The organism is Sphaerisporangium dianthi (genome assembly GCF_042654065.1).
Classification (GTDB): domain Bacteria; phylum Actinomycetota; class Actinomycetes; order Streptosporangiales; family Streptosporangiaceae; genus Sphaerisporangium; species Sphaerisporangium dianthi.
The window spans coordinates 43903-62642 of sequence record NZ_JBHSFP010000019.1 but is presented as its reverse complement, the minus strand read 5'-3'; the positions used below and the strand labels follow the sequence as shown (position 1 = coordinate 62642).

Annotated in this window: 14 protein-coding genes; 7 read left to right on the top strand and 7 right to left on the bottom strand. The window is 71.6% G+C overall.

What is annotated here, in order from left to right; genetic code table 11:
- Positions 1-52 precede the first annotated feature (52 nt).
- The 4 genes from ACFO60_RS24925 to ACFO60_RS24910 form a co-directional block, all read right to left on the bottom strand.
- Complete coding sequence (locus ACFO60_RS24925) at positions 53-1063, bottom strand: helix-turn-helix domain-containing protein (RefSeq protein ID WP_380844207.1); 1011 nt, start codon at positions 1061-1063, stop codon at positions 53-55.
- A 350-nt stretch (positions 1064-1413) separates the two neighbouring features.
- Entirely contained in the window at positions 1414-2046 is a 633-nt protein-coding gene (locus ACFO60_RS24920) for a GNAT family N-acetyltransferase (RefSeq protein WP_380844030.1), read from the bottom strand.
- 314 nt (positions 2047-2360) lie between these two features.
- Positions 2361-4085 (bottom strand): FtsX-like permease family protein, encoded by a 1725-nt coding sequence (locus ACFO60_RS24915; protein WP_380844028.1) that lies wholly within the window; start codon positions 4083-4085, stop codon positions 2361-2363.
- The gene (locus tag ACFO60_RS24910) at positions 4082-4771 is read right to left on the bottom strand and encodes an ABC transporter ATP-binding protein (RefSeq protein ID WP_380844026.1); all 690 of its coding nucleotides are present in this window, start codon (positions 4769-4771) and stop codon (positions 4082-4084) included. The genes ACFO60_RS24915 and ACFO60_RS24910 overlap by 4 nt, the downstream gene beginning before the upstream one ends.
- Positions 4772-4917: 146 nt before the next feature.
- Between ACFO60_RS24910 and ACFO60_RS24905 the strand changes: the two genes are divergently transcribed.
- Together ACFO60_RS24905 and ACFO60_RS24900 are read left to right on the top strand one after the other, a co-directional pair.
- On the top strand, positions 4918-5571 hold the full coding sequence (locus ACFO60_RS24905; RefSeq protein ID WP_380844205.1) for a response regulator: 654 nt from the start codon (positions 4918-4920) through the stop codon (positions 5569-5571).
- A 226-nt stretch (positions 5572-5797) separates the two neighbouring features.
- A complete protein-coding gene (locus ACFO60_RS24900; RefSeq protein ID WP_380844024.1) occupies positions 5798-6475 on the top strand; it encodes a DUF4328 domain-containing protein in 678 nt (225 codons plus the stop codon).
- Here the strand turns inward: ACFO60_RS24900 and ACFO60_RS24895 are convergent.
- Together ACFO60_RS24895 and ACFO60_RS24890 are read right to left on the bottom strand one after the other, a co-directional pair.
- Positions 6369-10334, bottom strand: a complete 3966-nt coding sequence (locus tag ACFO60_RS24895; RefSeq protein WP_380844022.1) for a DNA polymerase III subunit alpha — start codon at positions 10332-10334, stop codon at positions 6369-6371. The genes ACFO60_RS24900 and ACFO60_RS24895 overlap by 107 nt on opposite strands.
- Positions 10334-10600: a DUF6504 family protein gene (locus ACFO60_RS24890; RefSeq protein ID WP_380844020.1), complete on the bottom strand. Its 267-nt coding sequence runs from the start codon at positions 10598-10600 to the stop codon at positions 10334-10336. The genes ACFO60_RS24895 and ACFO60_RS24890 overlap by 1 nt, the downstream gene beginning before the upstream one ends.
- A 315-nt stretch (positions 10601-10915) precedes the next feature.
- Here ACFO60_RS24890 and ACFO60_RS24885 point away from each other — a divergent pair, with 315 nt between their 5' ends.
- The 5 genes from ACFO60_RS24885 to ACFO60_RS24865 all read left to right on the top strand — a co-directional run bounded on the left by ACFO60_RS24885 (position 10916) and on the right by ACFO60_RS24865 (position 16896).
- Complete coding sequence (locus ACFO60_RS24885) at positions 10916-12064, top strand: ABC transporter substrate-binding protein (RefSeq protein ID WP_380844018.1); 1149 nt, start codon at positions 10916-10918, stop codon at positions 12062-12064.
- A gap of 33 nt (positions 12065-12097) precedes the next feature.
- The gene (locus ACFO60_RS24880; RefSeq protein ID WP_380844016.1) at positions 12098-12985 is read left to right on the top strand and encodes an ABC transporter permease; all 888 of its coding nucleotides are present in this window, start codon (positions 12098-12100) and stop codon (positions 12983-12985) included.
- Between the two features lie 49 nt (positions 12986-13034).
- A complete protein-coding gene (locus tag ACFO60_RS24875) occupies positions 13035-13907 on the top strand; it encodes an ABC transporter permease (RefSeq protein WP_380844014.1) in 873 nt (290 codons plus the stop codon).
- Positions 13904-14980: an ABC transporter ATP-binding protein gene (locus tag ACFO60_RS24870; protein ID WP_380844012.1), complete on the top strand. Its 1077-nt coding sequence runs from the start codon at positions 13904-13906 to the stop codon at positions 14978-14980. Before ACFO60_RS24875 ends, ACFO60_RS24870 begins: the two co-directional genes overlap by 4 nt.
- Before the next feature lie 83 nt (positions 14981-15063).
- Positions 15064-16896, top strand: a complete 1833-nt coding sequence (locus ACFO60_RS24865; RefSeq protein ID WP_380844010.1) for a serine/threonine-protein kinase — start codon at positions 15064-15066, stop codon at positions 16894-16896.
- A 90-nt stretch (positions 16897-16986) separates the two neighbouring features.
- On the opposite strand, the gene ACFO60_RS24860 is transcribed toward ACFO60_RS24865, so the two are convergent.
- Positions 16987-18339, bottom strand: a complete 1353-nt coding sequence (locus ACFO60_RS24860; RefSeq protein WP_380844008.1) for an MFS transporter — start codon at positions 18337-18339, stop codon at positions 16987-16989.
- Between the last annotated feature and the right edge of the window lie 401 nt (positions 18340-18740).

The window sequence follows — 18740 nt, the reverse complement described above, 5'->3', positions numbered from 1 at the left end:
TCCGGAGCAGGCGGCTCGCGCCGGCGGCTCGGCAGCCAGAATGAGAGCGCATTCACAGCGTCGCAGTGCTGGTTCGGTGCCGGTAGTCGTTGGGTGACATACCGTACGCGGCGCGGAAGACCTTGCTGAAGTGGGCGCCGTCGGAGAAGCCCCAGCGGGTCGCGATGCTCTGGATCGGACGGGAGCGCAGGGCGGGGTCGGCCAGGTCGTGGCGGCAGCGCTCCAGACGGCAGTGGCGTATCCAGGCTGCGACGGTCATGCCCTCGCCCTGGAACAGCTTGTACAGGTGCCGGGTGGAAACCTGGTGAGCGGCCGCGATGAGGTCCGGCGTCAGGGCGGGGTCGCCGAGCCGCTCATGGATGAAGCGGTGGATCCGGGCCAGCAGAGCCCGCTGCCGCGCCTCGGGCGACAGGCGGTCCGTCGCGTCGAGCTGGTGGGCGCAGGCCGCCGCGATCAGGTCCACCGTCACGGCGCCCAGGGCGACGGTGTCGGCTCTGGTGTAGTCGCCGGCATGCTTCACCAGCTCAATAAGGTGGCCGGCCAGCACGGCGGCGATGCCCTCCTCGGCGGAGAAGGGGACCGCGGCAAGCCGTTCAACGGTGGTGGAGCGCAGCCCCAGCGCCGTTCGGGAGACCTGGACGACCACGGCCTCGTTCACGCCGTCATCCGCTGATCGCCATCCTTTGTACGGCTGCGAGGAGTCGAGGACGACGAAGTGGTTCGCACCGAAGACAGCGTCTCGGCCGTGCTGGCTCAACCCGCCGCAACCACGCACCATGAGCTGGATCAGGTAGACCTCGGGATCGCAGTCCCGAACGAGCTTCGCGGTCCGCTCCGCCCGCACCATCGGGTGGGTCAGTACCGATATCTGCACCCCGGCGCAGTCCAGCACCCTCACCGACGCCTGGAAATCGGCTTCGCTGTCACTCCGGATCCAGGACGACACGTGGGTCTGCGACGCCATCTCGAACCAGGAGGGAAAGCGATCCTCGGGTGCCAGATCCTCGGTCCTGAATTCCTTGATGGCCATTTGCGGACGCCCCCATTCAGACCAACGCGTCATCAAGCCCAAATGCGATGTTCGGCGAAGATCACTTGGTTGTGATGTCGCACTGATTGACGCATGGGTGTGGTGTCTGTACGGCTTGGCCGGAGGTTGATCGGCATGTTTTCACTGGTAAGGGCCATGTGACGGGTTCTTCGGACCGGTTCGGTCCGAAGAGGGATGGCCATGGAACATTGCCGGGGGGGCTGCGGGTGCGGCCTGGGAACAGGCGAGTGCGGGGCCGCTTGACAATGATCGGTTACGGCGCCACTCGCGCGAGGCTCGGTGTTCGCGGACTTTCCGGGAATGGGAACGTCACGGATAGGTGCAGAAACGAATAGGTGCGGAAAAGGCCGAGTCGAGGCGGGTCAGCGGGCGGGCCGGGACGGGTGGGGGGGCCAGGGGCCGGGGCCGAACATGTCGTTGGTGAGGGCCCAGCGTTCGTGGTCCTCCCAGGCGCCGTCGATGAACAGCATCGCGGGCGAGTACCCCTCGTAGCGAAACCCGTGACGCTGGACCAGTTTCAGGGAGGCGCGGTTGCCGGGCTGTATCTGGGCGTCCAGCCGGTGCAGCAGCAGCCGCTCGAACGCGTAGCCGAGCACCAGGCGCAGCCCTTCGGACATGTAGCCCTTGCCGGCGGTGGGCGCGAAGGCCGCGTAGGCCAGCGAGGCGTTCTGGAAGCGTCCCCGGATGATGTCGTTGAGGAACACCGTGCCGGCGATGGCTCCGGTGTCGCGCAGGCAGACGAGAAGGCCCTGCGCCTTCACGTGGTCGAACCGCCCGAGGTAGGACCGGTAGTCCTCCGGCGTGGCCGGTAGCGACATCCACGGCTGGTGCAGGTGCGCGCTGGCCTGGGTGAGCGCGGCGAATTCCTCCGCGTCGGCGAAGGTGAGCGGCCGCAACGTGACGCGGGAGGATTCTTCCAGCCGATCGGCGAGAAACGCCTCGACCTCCGCCGCCGTCCGCGCTGTGGCCGCCTCGACATAATCGCCCTGATTCACGAGTGAAACGGTATCTCTATCGGCCGACTTGTACACATACGGGTTGGTGAAGCCTTGTACGCCCCGTTCTGGCGGGGTTCCGGTGGCTCGTGCGATGTCCGCGAACGTACGCCGGTCGTCCGCCGTACGGCGGCGCCGTCTTCGCCGTACCGCGTCCCGCCGACCCGGCGCCGATCAAAGAGCCACATCGGACGGGGGAAATCCACCTTCGCGCCGAGTGGTGGTGCGAAACACACCAGGACGGGGGCGACCCGACGAAGGAAAGCGGCCATCGCGCGTGCGAGCCGGGGAGGTGATTCGGGGGCGCGAGGTGGTTAGTCGGGGCGGGGGGCGGGGTCGGTGGTGACGGAGCGGAGGAGGGGGCGGCTGAGGGCGCCGGCGGCGATGACGCCGGCGAAGCCGAGGGCGGCGCAGACGAGCAGGGTGACCACTCCGGTCGCGCTCATGCCGAGAGAGGCGAACGGGGCGGCGCAGAACATGCCGGTCACGATGGAGCCGCCGCCCATGACCGTCAGCGGGATGAGGGTCTCCAGGCGGCGTGCCTTGTCGAGCACTTCCAGGTCGGTGCCGGCCAGGCGGAGCAGCGCGTAGGTCTGCCTGCGGTCCAGGACCGAGGAGGCGGCGGTGATGCCCGCGCTCACGATCGCCACCAGGAAGGACACCACCAGGACGATCGTGGTGCCGGTCCTGATGTCCTGCAGGAGCCAGGCCGTCATCGGGTCGTTCTCGATGGCCAGCGACGTGCTCGGAGTGAGCAGCCCGATGAACCCCGCGACGAACCCCGTGAGCGCCACCCCGCTGACCGTGCGCCAGGCGGACCTGGGGTCGTCCACGAGGCGCCGCCCGGCGAGCAGTCGCGCGGGCCGCTTCGCGGTGCGGGCGGTGACGCGGCCGATCATCCCGACGACCCACGGCCCGACGAGGTTGACGGCCAGGAAGGCCAGGCTCAGCACGACCACGACGAACGTCACGCTCACCCCGGCGCCGAAGGCCGGAACCGCGGCCAGGCACGCCAGCAGGGCGATCACGCGCAGGAACCGCATCGCGGGCGGGGTCTCGCGCCTGGCCACTCCGAGCGGGCTGACCACGACCCGCCGCAGCCCCACCACGGCCGACAGGCCGACCAGCAGCGGCACCGCGAGCAGCACGGCGCCGATGGGCAGCGCTCCCGGCCAGATGTCGGAGGCGAACCAGGCGCCCCCGCTGATCCTCACCTGGGTGAGCGGCGGGATGGCGACCGTGTACAGCAGCAACCCCAGCATCGCCCCCGCGAACGCCGTGATGATCGCTTCGGCCACGGTCATCGCCACGACCTGCCCGGGGGTCGCCCCCACCAGGCGCAAGGAGGCCAGGCGCCGGTCACGGCGGGCCACCGTCAGCCGGGCCGCCGCGCCCCCGAACACCAGCAGCGGCACGACCATCAGCACGCTCGCGACGGCCGCCAGCGCACGGTAGGCCTCCGCGTCGGAGGAAGGGTGCCCGGTGAAGCCGGCGATCCTCCTCGCGGACACGCCGAGGCGGTAGTCCCCCTTCCACTTGGCGGTCATGATGTCGTCGCCGGGCGCGTGACCGACGACGGCGACCAGTTCGCCAGGGTGGACGAGCGCCTCGTCCCCGATCGTCCCGGTCCTCTTCTGCGGGAAGCGGCGGCCGAACGAGGGGTCGGCCGCGGTGAGCTCGGCCAGGCCCGGTGACATCACGACCTCGCCCGGCGAGGGCAGGCGGGTGATCCCCGCAGGGGGGCGGACGCCCGGCGAGAGCACCGCCACGTGCACCGTGGTGATCATCCGGTCGCCCGTGAACTCGGCGCGCGTCGCCTCGATGGCGCGCGCCGCCGCGGCGGGGACCTCGGTCGCCTGCTCCGGGTTGCGCCAGGCGCCGCGTTCGGCCCGTCCGGCGAAGGCGAAGTTGATCGCGACCGCGAACAGCAGCAGCGCGGTCGAGACGGCCACCGCGGCGACGGTCAACGACGAGCCGAGGAGCCCGCGGCGACCGCCGCCCTTCAGCAGCCGCCAGGTCAGGGCGAGCAGATTGTTCATCGCGCGTTCACCTCGCGCCCCTGCCAGGGGTTGACATCCGGCGCCGGAGGCAGGATGTGGCCGTCCCGGACCTCGACCACGCGGTCGCACCAGCGGGCCACGTGCGGATCGTGCGTCACGACGACCAGCGAGGCGTCGTTGTGCTTGGTCGCCTCGACCAGCAGGCGCATCGTCTCGTGCCCCGTGGCCTGGTCGAGCGCGCCGGTGGGCTCGTCGGCGAACACCACCGCGGGGCGGGTCACGAGCGCGCGGGCGATGGCGACCCGCTGGGCCTGCCCACCGGAGAGCTCGCCCGGCCGCCGCCTCTCCATGCCGGCCAGCCCCAGCGGGCCGAACCAGGAGGCGGCCTGCCGCACGGCCTGGGCACGCGGGACGTCCCCGAGCATGAGCGGCAGCGCGACGTTCTCGTCGGCCGGCAGTTCGGGCAGGAGCTGGCCGAACTGGAAGACGAACCCGAAGCGGGTGCGCCGCAGCGCGCTGCGCCTGCGCTCCCCCAGGGTGTCGACGCGCTCGCCGAGCAGATGCACCTCGCCGGCGTCCGGCTTCATGATCCCTGCCAGGCAGTGCAACAGCGTTGACTTTCCAGAGCCGCTCGGACCCATGATGGCGACGGCCTCACCCCGGTGGATCACCAGGTCCACTCCGGCCAGGGCGACGGTGGGCCCGAAACTCTTCCTCAGGCCCATCCCGTGGAGAACATTCTGCGACGACATGAGGAGAGCCTCTCTCGCGGCCGGTGTCCGCCGGATCGGGCGGCCGGCCGACCCGTGGGGCGGGCCCATCGGCCGAAAGGCTGATCTTCCTGGCGTGACGCCCCCCGCTTGCTGGCAGAATCGGGCGGGTGAGGGTACTCGTCGCGGATGATCAAGAAATGGTGCGCACCGGCTTCCAGATGATCCTCGACGCCCAGCCCGACATCGAGGTGGTCGCGGCCGTGGCCGACGGCGTCGCCGCCGTCGAGCAGGCCCGCCGCCTGCGGCCGGACGTCTGCCTGCTGGACATCCGCATGCCCCGGCTGGACGGCCTGGAGGTCACCAGGATCCTGGCCGGCCCGGGGGTGCCCGACCCGCTGCGCGTGGTGATCGTGACCACCTTCGACCTCGACGAGTACGTGTACGGGGCGCTGCGCGCGGGCGCGTGCGGGTTCCTGCTGAAGGACAGCGGTCCGGCACTGCTGATCGAGGCGGTGCGCGCCGCCGCCAACGGCGACGCGCTGGTCTCGCCGTCGATCACGGTGCGGCTGCTGTCGCACCTGGCCGGGCCGCTGCCCGTCCAGTCGAGGCCGCCGCGCGAGCCGCTGACCGAGCGAGAGATGGACGTCGTGCGCCTGATCGCGCGAGGGCGGACCAACCAGGAGGTCGGCGGCGAGCTGTTCATCTCCCTTTCCACGGTGAAGACGCACCTGGCGAGCATCTTCGCCAAGCTGGGCGCCCGCAACCGCGTGGAGATCGCCGCGTGGGCCTGGGAGGCCGGCATCGTCCGCTGACCGGCGTCGGGCGGTCGCCGACGGGCATGTATCGATCAAGACAGATGTGCCCTTTTCACAGCTCACGCCCGGTTCGGACAAACCCTAGATCATCTCGTGGAGATCCAGGATCTTCTCCGCCGCCTCGCCGATTAGCGGAGAGGCGCACGGGATAGGAGTGAGTCAGGCGTCGCGCTACGTCGCAGACGAAACCACGACTTTCAGCGCATGCCGGGGGGAGACACTCATGCGCTATGCCCGATCCGCGGTGAGCAGGTCGGCGGTCGGCGTCTACCTGGCGCTGGCAGCCCAGATCGCCACCCTGACCTGCCTGGTCGTCTTCGAGGAAGCCCGGGGCAAGCTGCTCGCGCGGCAGGTCGCGCAGCTCGGCAACGACCCGCACGCGCCCGGGGCCGAGGCCGTCGCGGGCGCGGTGTCCTGGTTCGCCGTGCTGATCCTCCTGGTGGTCGCGGCGACCGTCGCCGCCGGCTTCTCCTACTTCGCCTGGCTGCGCCACGCCGGCGCCACCCCGCGCATGATCGCCATCGCCTGGTTCGTGCCGGTGCTCAACCTGGCGGCGCCCGCGCTGCTGGTGCACGCCCTCCGGCAGGACTCCGGGCTGCGGGAACCCCGCCGCAGGTCCTGGCTGGTGCTGCTCACCGCGTGGTGGGGGTGCTGCCTGGCCATGGTCTTCCTCATCTTGATGCGGCTGCCGGTCACGCACTCGCCCCAGGGCAGAGATCTGACCGGGCTCGGCCCGGCCGAGCTGGTGGTGGCGGTGGTCGCCGCGCTGCTGTGCGCGGCGACCGTCAGAGAGATCACCCAGGCGAGGGCCAGCGCCCGTCCTCCTTCGATCGCGCACTCTTTGAAGCTTCTGCCCGCTCTGCGGTCGCTTCCCCGGCATACCTATCCGGCCGGGGAATGAATCCCAGCGGCCCGGAGCTTCCAGGGCTGGCGTGCCAGAGCTTGCGGGGCGGGCCGGTCACGCCCGGAGCGGCGCCGAGGTCGGCGTAAGGGGACAGCCGATAGCCGTTGCCGTACTCGATGCGGCGCCCGCCGACCGCGGCCTTCTCGTCCCGCGCGCCGCGAGCCCCTTGCGCTGGACGCCCCTCGGACGCCGGACGCCCCTCGGACGCCGGACCGGAAGCGGCCCCGGCCGCCTCTGAGGTGACGCCGAGCGCGGCCCGCACCGCGTCGAGGCCCTCGGTGCGCCACAGCCGGTCGAGCTCGACGAGGTTCCAGCAGTCGACGGCGCGCAGCGACACCGCCCGCGCGCCGACCCGGCGCAGGACCCCTCGGGCGACCATCATCCAGGACCCGAACACCGTGGCGGCGCAGCGTCCCTGGACCGACTCGAAGAAGGTGAGGTCCACGGGGCCGGTCGAGTCGTCCAGCGTGGTGAAGATGATGCGCTGCCCTGAGCGGATCGCCGGGGTCTGCGTGGCGACCTTCACCCCGGCGACCAAGATCTCGGCGCCGTTGCGCAGCGTGAGCAGCTCGCGGGACCTGACGACGCCGATCGCGTCGAGCAGCTCGTCGTAGAAGCCGATGACGTGCCGGCTGACGTCCAGGCCGAGGATCTCCAGCTCGGCCTCCACGGCCTCGGCCTCGGTCATCTCGGGCAGCTCGCCGGGCTGGACGTGCTCGGTGAACGCCATGGGGATCTGCACGGCGGACGGCGGCCCGCCGGCCCCCGAGCCGGCGGCCGCTCCGGCCGAACCTGCCGGACCGGATCCCGGACCCGCGCCCGTGGAACCGGGGGCGGTCGGACCGGAGGTCAGGCCGGTGCCGGTGGGACCGGCTGCGGTCGGGCCGGCGCCATCGCCGACGCCAGCGCCGACGCCGACGCCGGGGGCGGGGCCGGCGGGACGTGAACGACCGCCCGGGCGGGCCTTGCGGCGGGTGGTCACGCCGGTGGAGGAGGCGCGATCGAGGGCGCCGATCTGGGCGATGAGGTCGCGCCTGGTCAGCTCGCCCGGACGCCAGCGCGGGCCGCCGGGGTGCAGCCCGTGCAGCGCGTCGAGCCCGCCGATCTGCACGATGCGCTCGGCGACCGGCCGCGACGGCCGGGCCCGCTCCCAGAAGTCGGCCAGCGAGGTGTAGGGCTGTCCGGTCACCATGCGCTCGACCTCCGCCTCGCTGATGCCCTTGACCGCCGAGAACGGCACCCGCAGGCCGTACCCGGCCGAGAACGCCCCTGAGTCACCGGCCTGCGGTGCGTCGTCGCCGTCACCGGCCTGCGGCGCGTCGCCGGCCTCGGGGACGCGTTCGACGAGCCAGTGGCGACCGGAGTGGCCGACGTCCAGGGGCAGGACGGCCACGCCGCACTTGCGGGCCTCGTCGAGGATCACCCGGCCGGGGTACATGCCGGGGTCGTGCGTGAGCACCCCGGCGAGGAACGCCGCCGCGTGGTGCCGTTTCAGCCACGCCGACTGGTAGGTGGGCAGCGCGAACGCCGCCGCGTGCGCCTTGCAGAACCCGAACGAGCCGAACGCGTCGAGCACCTGCCAGGCCCGGTCGGTGGTCGCGCGGTCGAACTCGGGGAGCACCTCGGCCTCCCACCACGCGCGCACCCGCTCGCGTCCCTCGGAGCCGCCGAGGGCGCGGCGGACCCTCTCGGCCTCCGCCAGGCCGCAGCCGGTCATGACGTCGACGACCCTCAGCACCTGCTCGTGGAAGACGACGACGCCGTTGGTCTCCTGCAGGGCCGGCCTGAGCCGGGGGTGGGGGTAGTACGGTTCGCGCCAGCCGTGCCGGGCCTCGAGGTAGGGGGTGACCATGTCGGAGTTGACCGGGCCGGGACGGAACAGCGAGATGTCGACGATGAGGTCGTGCATCGTGCGAGGTTCGAGTTTGGCCACCAGCTCGCGCTGGCCGGGCGACTCGATCTGGAAGCAGCCGAGGGTGCGGCTCGCGCAGATCATGTCGTAGGTGGCGCGGTCGTCCAGGGGGACGTCGCGGTCGAGGACGATGTCCCGGCCCTCCACCCGCTTGATCTCGCTGAGCGCGTACGCCATCGCCGACTGCATGCGCACGCCGAGCACGTCGAGCTTGAGCAGCCCGGCCTCCTCGACGTCCTCCTTGTCGAACTGGCTCATCGGGAAGTCGAGCAGGCTGCGCTCGACGGGGGTGCGGTCGCGCAGCCCGGAGTTGCCGACGAGTACGCCGCACGGGTGCAGGGCGATGTGGCGGGGCAGCCCGTCCAGCCGCTCGGCGAGCCGGAACATGGTCGAAAGGGCGCGGTCGTCCAGCCCGCTGCCGCGCAGCTCGGGCAGGTCGGACAGGGCTGCGCGGATCTGCCGGGCCCGGACGTGCGGGAACGCCTTGGCGATGACGTCGGTCTCGTGCGGCGGCAGCCCCATGGCGGCGCCGACGTCGCGGATGGCGCTGCGCGCGCGGTAGGTCTCCATCATCGAGACGCACGCGACACGGCTCTCGCCGTACCGGTCGAGGATGGCCTGGTAGCAGTCGAGGCGCCGCGCCGACTCGACGTCGATGTCGATGTCGGGGAGCCCTTTGCGGCCCTCGGACAGGAAGCGCTCCATGAGCAGGCCGTGTTCGAGAGGGTTCACCTCGCCGATGCGGATGAGGTAGTTGACCAGGCTGCCCGCGCCCGACCCCCTGATCGCGCAGCGCACGCCCATCGAGCGGATCAGGTCTGTTATGCCGGACACGACGATGAAGTACCCCGACAGCCGCTTGTGCTCGATGATGCGCAGCTCGTCCGCCAGCCGCTCACGCGCCTGCCCGGATCGTTCCATGCCGCGCGCGTACAGCCCGTCCTCGCACCGGCGGCGCAGCAGAGGGACCGGGTCTTCCTCGACCTCCGGCAGGTGCACCCGTTCGGGGTCGTTGCGCAGGGCGAGGACGTCCAGCGGGTCGAGCGCGCACCGCTCGGCGACCCGCCGCGTGGCGGCGAGCAGCCGGACGGCCTGGTCGTGGTCGCCTCCGCAGACCCGCGCGGCGACCTGCCCCATCTCTTTGCCGCTCTTGAGGTAGGCGTGCGAGGCGGAGTGCTCCAGGTGGCGGGAGTGCAGCGGCACGAGCTTGCGCGCGGCGTCGAGCACGTCGCCGACGCGGTAGTCGCCCGGGTCGAGGTGGCGCACGGCGTTGGTCAGGACGGCCGGGACGCCCATCGACCGGGCCAGGGCCAGCATGCGCCGGGCCGTGCCCGCCTCGTGGTGGCCGTACTGGTCGACGACCTCGACCACCAGGTCGGGGACCGCCGCCCGCCACGCGGCGAGCAGCGCGCGGGCGTGCTGGTCGCGGCGCGCGGCGACCGCCCGCCCGACGTCGGACCGGGGGCCGAGCATGACCAGCAGCCCGTCGGCGTGCCGGGCGACCAGTTCGCGGGTCACCCGGGGCTCGCCCCGCCGCCCGGCGTGGTGGGCGTCGGTGGTGAGCCGGCACAGGTGCGCCCACCCGCCCGTGCGCGCGAGGACGGTGACGCGTTCTTCGCCGTCGCCGCCCTCCCCCGCCGGGTGGTGCGGCGCCGGCCTCCAGGACGCCGCATCTCGGGACGCCGTACCCCAAGACGCCGGGCCTCGGGACGCCGGGCCGGCGTCCTCGGCCGGGTCGCTCAGCGCCAGGTCGACGCCCACGACGGGCCTGACGCCGGCGTCGAAGCACGCCTGGACGTGCTTGACCGCGCCGTACATGCCGTCGCGGTCGGTCAGCGCGAGAATGTCCATCTGGTGCTCGGCCGCCCGCGCGACCAGCTCACCGGGGAACGCGGTGCCGTACCGCAGCGAGTAGGCGGAGGCGACGTGAAGGTGGGGGAACATCAGTCCCACGCCCTGAGCAGCAGCCAGCCGCCGGCGGCGGTGTCGAATCGCAGCTCGTAGGTGCCGACCTGCGTGCCGGGGCTTGCCTCCACCCGCCAGAAGCGGCGCTCCCCAGGATCGTTCTCGGAGACCTTCCACCACTCGCGGGAGGTCACCCAATGGTCGAGGACCCGGTGGACCACGTAGAGACGGTCGCGCCAGACGAAACGGGCGGGTTCGCCGTCTCGCGTCCACACCTCGATGGGATCCCCGTAGATTCTGCTCAAGGCGCTCCTTCTCCCTGGGCTGCGGAGGAACTTGTGAGCACCCGGGGGAAGGCGGGCGATGCTACATCGAACATATGTTCTCAGAGCTCGCAGGGCAAATCACCCCCAGCCCGCGCGTCCCCTCGCCCCCTGGCGGGCCACGGCACACGGCCGCGCAACGACCGCGCACGACCGCGCACGACCGCGCACGGCCGCGTCACCGTTTGTTCACACAACGACACCCGAACGCAGCGAAGTAGATGCGTTTTGTTGTCCGGGCCCACCTATGTTCATCCCATAACTCCGAAAGTGGGATTCAAGGTGCAAACACCTCAAATGCGGCTCGTCGGGCTGGCAGCCGTACTGACCGTTGCGACTTCTCTGGGCGCGGCGTGCGGCGCGGCACCGACGGCCGGCTCCGGCGGCGGCGAGGCCTCTCTCGGCGGCGCCGTCACGAAGGCGACCTCCGCCGCCGACCTCGGCGGCCTGGACAAGCTCGTCGAGGCCGCCAAGAAGGAGGGCCAGCTCAACGTCATCGCCCTCCCGCCGAACTGGGCGAACTACGGCGAGATCATCAAGGCCTTCTCCGACAAGTACGGCATCAAGGTCAACAGCGAGAACCCCGACGGCTCCAGCGCCGACGAGATCAACGCCGTCAAGACCCGCAAGGGCCAGGACCGCGCCCCCGACGTGCTCGACCTCGGCCAGGCCTTCGCGCTCAGCGGCGCCCAGGAGGGCCTGTTCGCCCCGTACAAGGTCCAGACCTGGGACAAGATCCCCGAGGGCCAGAAGGACGCGAACGGCACCTGGTACAACGACTACGGCGGCTACGTCTCCATCGGCTGTGACGCCAAGCGCGTCAAGACCTGCCCCCAGAGCTTCGCCGACCTGCTCAAGCCCGAGTACAAGGGCCAGGTCGCGCTGAACGGCAACCCGACCAAGGCCGGGGCCGCCTTCGCCGGCGTCTACGCCGCCGCCCTCGCCAACGGCGGGACCTTCGACGACATCCAGCCGGGCCTCGAGTACTTCAAGAAGCTGAAGGCCGCGGGCAACTTCAACCCCGTCGAGTCCACCCCGGCGACCGTCCAGAACGGCGAGACCCCGATCAGCATCGACTGGGACTACCTCAACGCCGGCTACACCGACGAGTTCGTCAGCAAGGGCGTCGACTGGAAGGTCGCGGTGCCCACCGACGGCCAGTACGCGCAGTACTACGCCCAGGCGATCAACAAGGACGCCCCGCACCCGGCCTCCGCGCGGCTGTGGCAGGAGTACCTCTACAGCCCCGAGGGCCAGAACCTCTACCTGAAGGGGTACGCCCGCGCCGTGCTGCTGCCCGCCATGCAGACCGACGGCTCCGCCGACGCGACGCTGGTCGGCAAGCTGCCCAAGGTCGACGGCACGCCGCAGTTCCCGACCGACGCGCAGGTCACCAAGGCCAAGGAGGCCCTCGCCTCCGGCTGGAGCGACGCGGTCTCCGGATGACCCACCCATCGACGATGCGATCGGCTCTCCCCCATGGCTGAAACGCACTCGGCGGCTCCCGCCGGCCTTCCCGTCAAGGCCGGCAAAGGCGGGAGCCGTCCGCGCTCCAAGGGCTGGACCGGCGCCCTGCCGCTGCTGGCGTTCGTGGGGCTCGCCTTCGGCATCCCCACCGTCGCGCTGCTCGGCGGGGCGTTCACCTCGGACGGCTCGCTGAGCACGGCCAACCTCACCGAGTCGCTCCAGGGCGCCTACCTCACGGCGCTGCTCGGCAGCGTCAAGCTCTCGGCGGTCGTCGCGATCGCCGGGGCCGTCGTCGGCACCTTCCTCGCGCAGGCGGTCGTCACCTCCCGGTTCCGCGCGCTGCGCGAGGCGGTGCTGACCGCCTCCGGCGTGCTGGCCAACTTCGGCGGCGTCCCGCTGGCCTTCGCCTGGACGGCCACGCTCGGCAACTCCGGCGTGCTGACCAGGCAACTGCACCTCGGCGACCACGGCTGGAGCCTCTACAGCTTCTGGGGCCTCGCCCTGGTCTACCTCTACTTCTCGGTCCCGCTGATGGTGCTGGTCGTCGTCCCGGCCCTGGACGGCCTGCGGCCCCAGTGGCGGGAGGCGGCGCAGAACAACGGCGCGAACGCCTGGCAGTTCTGGCGCTACGTCGGCATCCCCGTGCTCGCGCCGAGCCTGCTCGGCGGCGTGGTCCTGCTGTTCGGCGGCGCCTTCGCCGCGTACGCGACCGCGGCCGCCATGGTCGGCACCGTGGTCCCGCTGGTCACCCTGCAGATCGCCGACGCGCTCACCGGGAACGTGCTGATCGGCCACGAGAACGTGGCGCTGGCCCTCAGCCTCGACATGATCGTGGTGGCCGGCCTGGTCATGGCCGTCTACCTTCCCCTCCAGCGCAGGAGCGCCCGATGGCTCCGCTGACCCTCTTCCGTCCCGGGCTCGGAACGGCCCCCGCCCGCCGGAGCGTCCGATGGCCACGCTGACCCCCGCGGTGCTCCCCGACGTCGGCACTCCCGGCGCCTCGCCGCCCGGCCGCCCGCGCCGCGTGCGCGTCTGGCGCGGCGTGGTGCTGGCCGTCGCCGCGCTGTACTTCCTGACGCCTCTGCTCACGTCGTTCGTGTTCACGGTGAACGACCCGATGCGCGGCTTCACCCTGGACGCCTACCTGGAGATCTTCTCGGCCGAGGGCTTCGGGCAGAGCCTGCTGCTCTCGCTGGGGCTGGCCCTCGCCACGATCGTCGTCGTGCTGGCCCTCACGCTGCCGGCGATGCTCGCGGTGCGGCTCAGCGCGCCCCGGCTGCGGCCGATCATGGAGGTGGTCTGCACGCTGCCGCTGGTGGTGCCGCCGATCACCTTCGTGGCCGGCATCAGCACGGTGCTGCGCTGGGGTCCCGACTACCTCGCGACCACGCCCTTCTACCAGACGATCATCGCCGTCCAGAACCCCGCCTTCCCCGTGGTGCTGGTCATCGCCTACGTCGTGCTGGCCCTGCCGTTCGTCTACCGGGCGCTGGACGCCGGGCTGGGCGCGATGGACGTCCGCACGCTGGTGGAGGCCGCCAGGAACTGCGGGGCGTCGTGGCCGCACGTGATGCTCCGCGTGATCATCCCGAACCTGCGGACCGGGCTGGCGAGCGCGTCGTTCCTCACCCTGGCTCTGGTGCTCGGGGAGTACACCGTCGCCCGGCTGCTCGGCTACCAGCCCTTCCCCGTGTGGATCGTCACGATCTCCGGCTCGAACGCCGCCATGTCGGTGGCCGTATCGATCTTCAGCCTGCTGTTCGCCTGGCTGTTGCTGCTCATTCTTTCCACCGCCGGCACCAGGCAAAGGAGTGGTTCGTGAACGGGGCTCGGGTGGAGTTCCGGGGGCTTCGCCGCGCGTTCGGCGCGACCGTCGCCCTCGACGGCCTCGACCTGACCGTCGAGCCGGGCGAGCTGATCGCCCTGCTCGGCCCGTCGGGTTGCGGCAAGACGACGGCCCTGCGCTGCGTCGCGGGGTTCGAGAGCCCCGACGCCGGCGCCGTGCTGGTCGACGGCGAGGACATCACGAACGTCCCGGCCAACCGCCGCGACGCCGGGATGGTCTTCCAGTCCTACAGCCTGTTCCCGAACCTCAACGCCTTCGACAACGTGGCGTTCGGGCTGCGGGTGCGCAAGATGCCCGCGGCCAAGCGGCGCGCCCGCGCGGCCGAGCTACTGGAACTGGTCGGCCTGCCCGCGCACGGCGACCGGTACCCCCACCAGCTCTCCGGCGGTCAGCAGCAGCGCGTCGCGCTGGCGCGCGCGCTCGCCCTCGAGCCGCGTGTGCTGCTGCTGGACGAGCCGCTGTCGGCGCTCGACGCCAAGGTCAGGGTCACGCTGCGCGAGGAGATCCGGCGGCTGCAGCTCTCGCTGGGCATCACGACGATCTTCGTGACGCACGACCAGGAGGAGGCCCTGTCGGTCGCCGACCAGGTCGCGGTGCTCAAGGAGGGACGGCTGGAGCAGTCAGGGCCGCCCGCCGAGATCTACAACCACCCGGCGACGCCGTTCGTGGCCGAGTTCGTCGGGACGATGAACCACCTGCCGGGCCGGCTGGACGGCCAGGAGGTGGAGGTCGCCGGGCAGCGGCTGCCCGTCCACGGCGCGACGCCGGACACCCCGGAGGTCGACGTGCTCGTCCGCCCCGAGACCGTGCTGGTCACGGCGGCGCACGACGGCGAGGCCCTGGTGGTCACCTCCTCCTTCCGCGGGTCGACGGTGCGGCTGCTGCTGCGCCTCACCGACGGCACCGAGCTGCTGGCCGACCTGCCCGCGTACGACGCCGCGCGGCTCGCCCCCGGCGGGCGGGCCGCCATCCGCCTCGTCACACGCCCCGTCCTCGTCGCCCCCCGCTCCACCGCGGCGACGCCCGCCGCCGCGGCCGTGGCGGAGTGAAACGCCGGGTGAGACGCTGAGACCGCGGCGGCCTGATCTCGATAGGCTGGCCGCCGCGAACAGGTGCATAGCGGTAAGGCGACATGGTGAACAACCTGAGTCCGGACGACCCCCTCCAGATTGGTCGATACCGGCTGATAGGCCGGCTGGGCCGAGGCGGCATGGGCACCGTCTACCTCGGCCAGGACGAGACCGGGCAGCGCGTCGCCGTCAAGGTGATCAATCCCGAGTACAGCCAGCACGAGCAGTTCCGCGTGCGCTTCCGCCGCGAGGCCGAGTCGGCGAGCCGGGTGCGCCGCTTCTGCACCGCGGCCGTCCTGGACGCCGCCCTCGACGGCGACCAGCTGTACGTCGTCACCGAGTACGTCGACGGGCCGAACCTGTACGACGCCGTGCAGTCGTCGGGGCCGCTGCGCGGCTCCAGCCTCGACGCGCTGGCCGTCGGCGTCGCCACGGCGCTGACCGCGATCCACAGCGCGGGCGTCGTCCACCGCGACCTCAAGCCGTCCAACGTGCTGCTCTCGCCCGTCGGCCCGCGGGTCATCGACTTCGGCATCGCGAGGGCCCTGGACACGCTGAGCGGCATCACCGGCACCGGCCAGCTGATGGGCACGCCCCGGTACATGGCCCCGGAGGTCCTGCGCGGCGCTCCCGCCTCACCGGCCTGCGACGTGTTCTCCTGGGGCTGCCTGGTCGCCTTCGCCGCCAGCGGGCGCGCGCCGTTCGGCGGCGAGTCCCTTCCCTCGATCGTCTACCAGGTGCTCAACACCGAGGCGTCCCTGGAGGGCCTGGAGCCCGCGCTTCGCGGGCTGGTGGCCGCGACGCTGGACAAGGACCCGGTCAGAAGGCCCACCGCGCAGCAGATCCTCGACCAGATGGTCGGCCGCACCACCCCCGAACGCGCACAGCACACCGTCGTCCAGACCTGGCAGACGCAGACCACCGCCGCCGCCCGGCCGGGCACGACCGCGACGAGCGGACAGCCGGCCACCTTGGCAGGACAGCCCGTGACGGGGACGGGATACCCGGCGACCGTGGCGGGGCAGCCGCCGACCATCGCGGGGCAGCCGCCCACCGTCGCGGGGCGGCCGCCCACCATGGCGGCGCCGCCGCCCAGGCCGGGGGCCGCCGGGGTGGCCGCGATCGTCGGGCAGAAGAAGCTGATCGTCCTCGCCGTCATCGTGGTCGCGGTGGCCGCGCTGGGCCTGCGCGCGTGGCTCTCGCCGTCCGGGCCGCCGGCCGAACTGAGCTACAACCTCTACAGGGACGACTTCAACGAGGGCGGCACCGGCTGGGGCGGCGGCGAGTACACCGGCAAGGAGTACAACACCTACGGCTACGCCCCCGGCGGGTTCTACGCCGTCGACGTCGACGACCAGCACACCGAGCGCATCGAGAAGGCTCCCCTGCCGTTCGTCCCCAAGCAGCCCGCCACCCCGGTCCCGTCCGCGACCCCGACCCCGACGACGCCCGAACAGCTGCTGCTCACCGTCACGACGAGCCTGCGCGAGTTCAAGGGGCCCGGCGAGTACGGGCTGTTCTGCCGGGCCGACGAGGAGTCCCGGCAGAGCCGGTACGAGTTCCTGCTGACCGCGCAGGGCGAGGCGCGCATCCGACGGATCACCAAGGGCACCGGCGGCAACCTCACCCCGCCGGTCGCGGTGAGCGACCTGAAGCAGGGCGCCAAGCTACAGGCGGAGTGCGCCACGACCGACCAGGGCGTGCGGCTGCGGATGTGGGTGAACGACGAGCCGGTGCAGTCCTACGTGGACAACTCGGGCGCGCCCGCGAGCCTGCCGAACGGCGACGTCGGCTTCCTCGTCCGCGTGCCCGAGAAGTCCGGCGCGACGCTGAAGGCCTCCTTCGACGACTTCACCGTCCAGGGACCCGCCCTCGCCGCCCCCAAGCGCGACTGACGTCCCCAGGCGCGTCCGCGCCGTGCGGCCCGGGGCCGGGTCGCCTGGGCCGCCGGGTTGGGCGGGTTGGGCGGGCCGTGGCGGGACGCCTCACGTGGCCACCGGCTGCGAGGCGGCCGGGACGGGCACGGGGCCGCGGTTGAGCGCGGCGGCGTGGGCGATCTCCTCCTTGATCACCTCTTCCGTGGGCCACGTGGTCACGGCGACCGCCATGAGCAGCAGCCCGCCCAGTGCCCAGACGCCGACGACGAGCGGCACGGGGAACCGTTCGGCGAAGGCGCCGGCGATGAGCACGGCCGCCGCGTGGGTGAGCTGGATGCCGCCCAGCATGATGCCGAAGGCGCGGGCGCGGTAGGCGTTGGGCAGCATCTGGACGAACAGCCCGTTCAGCGGCACCAGCACCGTGTTGACGGCGGCGGCCGCCAGGAGCACCAGCGTGATCACCACGGGGAACGGCGGCGAGGCGAGGACGCCCACCAGCAGCAGCGGCCCGGCGAGCAGGAGCGGCTTCAGCAGCCGCAGCCGCCGTTCGGGCCCGGTCATGCGGGTCACGATGGCCCCGATGACGGCGCCGATCGGCAGCGCGGCCATCAGCAGGCCGGTGATCTGCGAGCCGCCCCCGTAGGTGGGCGCCCACGCGGCGGCGAGCCCTTCGGGGACGATGGTGATGCCCACCACGCTGAACACGACCAGGGCGGTGGGCCGCATGACCCGGTGACCGAACACGAGGCCCAGGCCGTCGCCGGTCTCGCGCAGCAGTGAGCGCCGCTCCACGTGCGTGACGGGAACCGGCCGTGGCCGCACGCCCCGCCAGAGCAGCACCGTCGAGGCGGCGAACGTGGCGGCGTTGATCAGCAGCGCGACCTGCGGGTCGATGGCGGTGACGGCGCCGCCGACCGCGTACCCGGCCACCTGCGCGGCCTGGCCGGCCATGTTCTGGAAGGAGAGCCCGACGACGTACTGGTCGCCGCTGAGCAGCTGCGCCACCATGGCCGAGCGCGCGGCCTGGAACGGCGGGGTGAGCAGCGATGCTCCGAGCAGCAGCAGGAGCAGCCCGGGCAGCGGCATCTGCGGCACGGCCATCAGGCCCACCAGCGCCATCCGCGTGACATCACAAATGATCATGACGCGGCGGTACGGATAGCGCTCGGCGAGCGCCGCGAGCACCGGCCCGCCGGCCACCCAGGGAAGGTAGCTGATCGCGAACCCGATGGCCGACAGCAGCACCGACCCGGTGTTGCTGAAGACCAGGAAGGTCACGGCCACCTTGGCGAAATAGTCACCTACCCAGGACAGGACGGCGGCACCGAACAGCGCGCGGTACTCCGCCACTCCGAACACGTCCCGAAACGTCGCCGGCCGGTCGCCGGCGTCGACGTCCACGTCGTCCGTGACCGGCCTCGAATGTTCCCCGGCCTCGATCTCTCCAAGCTTCTCGCTCACCGGCGCTCAATCCTCGTGTCCAGGGTCGCAGGTGGCGTGGTTCAGCGTGGGAGCCCGCGTCACGCCCGTCGGATTCGCATAGCTCCCCACGACGCCACGTCGCCTTTCTCCCGCTTCGACATGGCAAAGCTACAAAAAGTCATGATTGCAGAACAAGGCGGAGTCTGTACGGTAATCAGCCGTGGATACCCCGGAGACCCTGGGGTAACCCCTAGTCCCCCCCTACTACCTAAAGAGGCGTACCTACCATTAAGTCCCGGTTTAGTGGCTTATGCGGAGCTAAAGTCACTGTTGACACAATTCGCTCCGCTTCGTCCACCCCCGCTGGCAAGTAAGCAATGCGCACTTCGTCTTGATACATTGCCTCTCGCATGGTCAAGGGCGGACGATCGACCTGCCGG

Coding starts and splice junctions, on each gene's coding strand:
- ACFO60_RS24925 (WP_380844207.1), bottom strand. CDS start 1,063: ATGACGCGTTGGTCTGAATGGGGGCGTCCGCAAATGGCCATCAAGGAA.
- ACFO60_RS24915 (WP_380844028.1), bottom strand. CDS start 4,085: ATGAACAATCTGCTCGCCCTGACCTGGCGGCTGCTGAAGGGCGGCGGT.
- ACFO60_RS24910 (WP_380844026.1), bottom strand. CDS start 4,771: ATGGGCCTGAGGAAGAGTTTCGGGCCCACCGTCGCCCTGGCCGGAGTG.
- ACFO60_RS24900 (WP_380844024.1), top strand. CDS start 5,798: ATGCGCTATGCCCGATCCGCGGTGAGCAGGTCGGCGGTCGGCGTCTAC.
- ACFO60_RS24895 (WP_380844022.1), bottom strand. CDS start 10,334: ATGTTCCCCCACCTTCACGTCGCCTCCGCCTACTCGCTGCGGTACGGC.
- ACFO60_RS24885 (WP_380844018.1), top strand. CDS start 10,916: ATGCGGCTCGTCGGGCTGGCAGCCGTACTGACCGTTGCGACTTCTCTG.
- ACFO60_RS24880 (WP_380844016.1), top strand. CDS start 12,098: ATGGCTGAAACGCACTCGGCGGCTCCCGCCGGCCTTCCCGTCAAGGCC.
- ACFO60_RS24875 (WP_380844014.1), top strand. CDS start 13,035: ATGGCCACGCTGACCCCCGCGGTGCTCCCCGACGTCGGCACTCCCGGC.
- ACFO60_RS24865 (WP_380844010.1), top strand. CDS start 15,064: ATGGTGAACAACCTGAGTCCGGACGACCCCCTCCAGATTGGTCGATAC.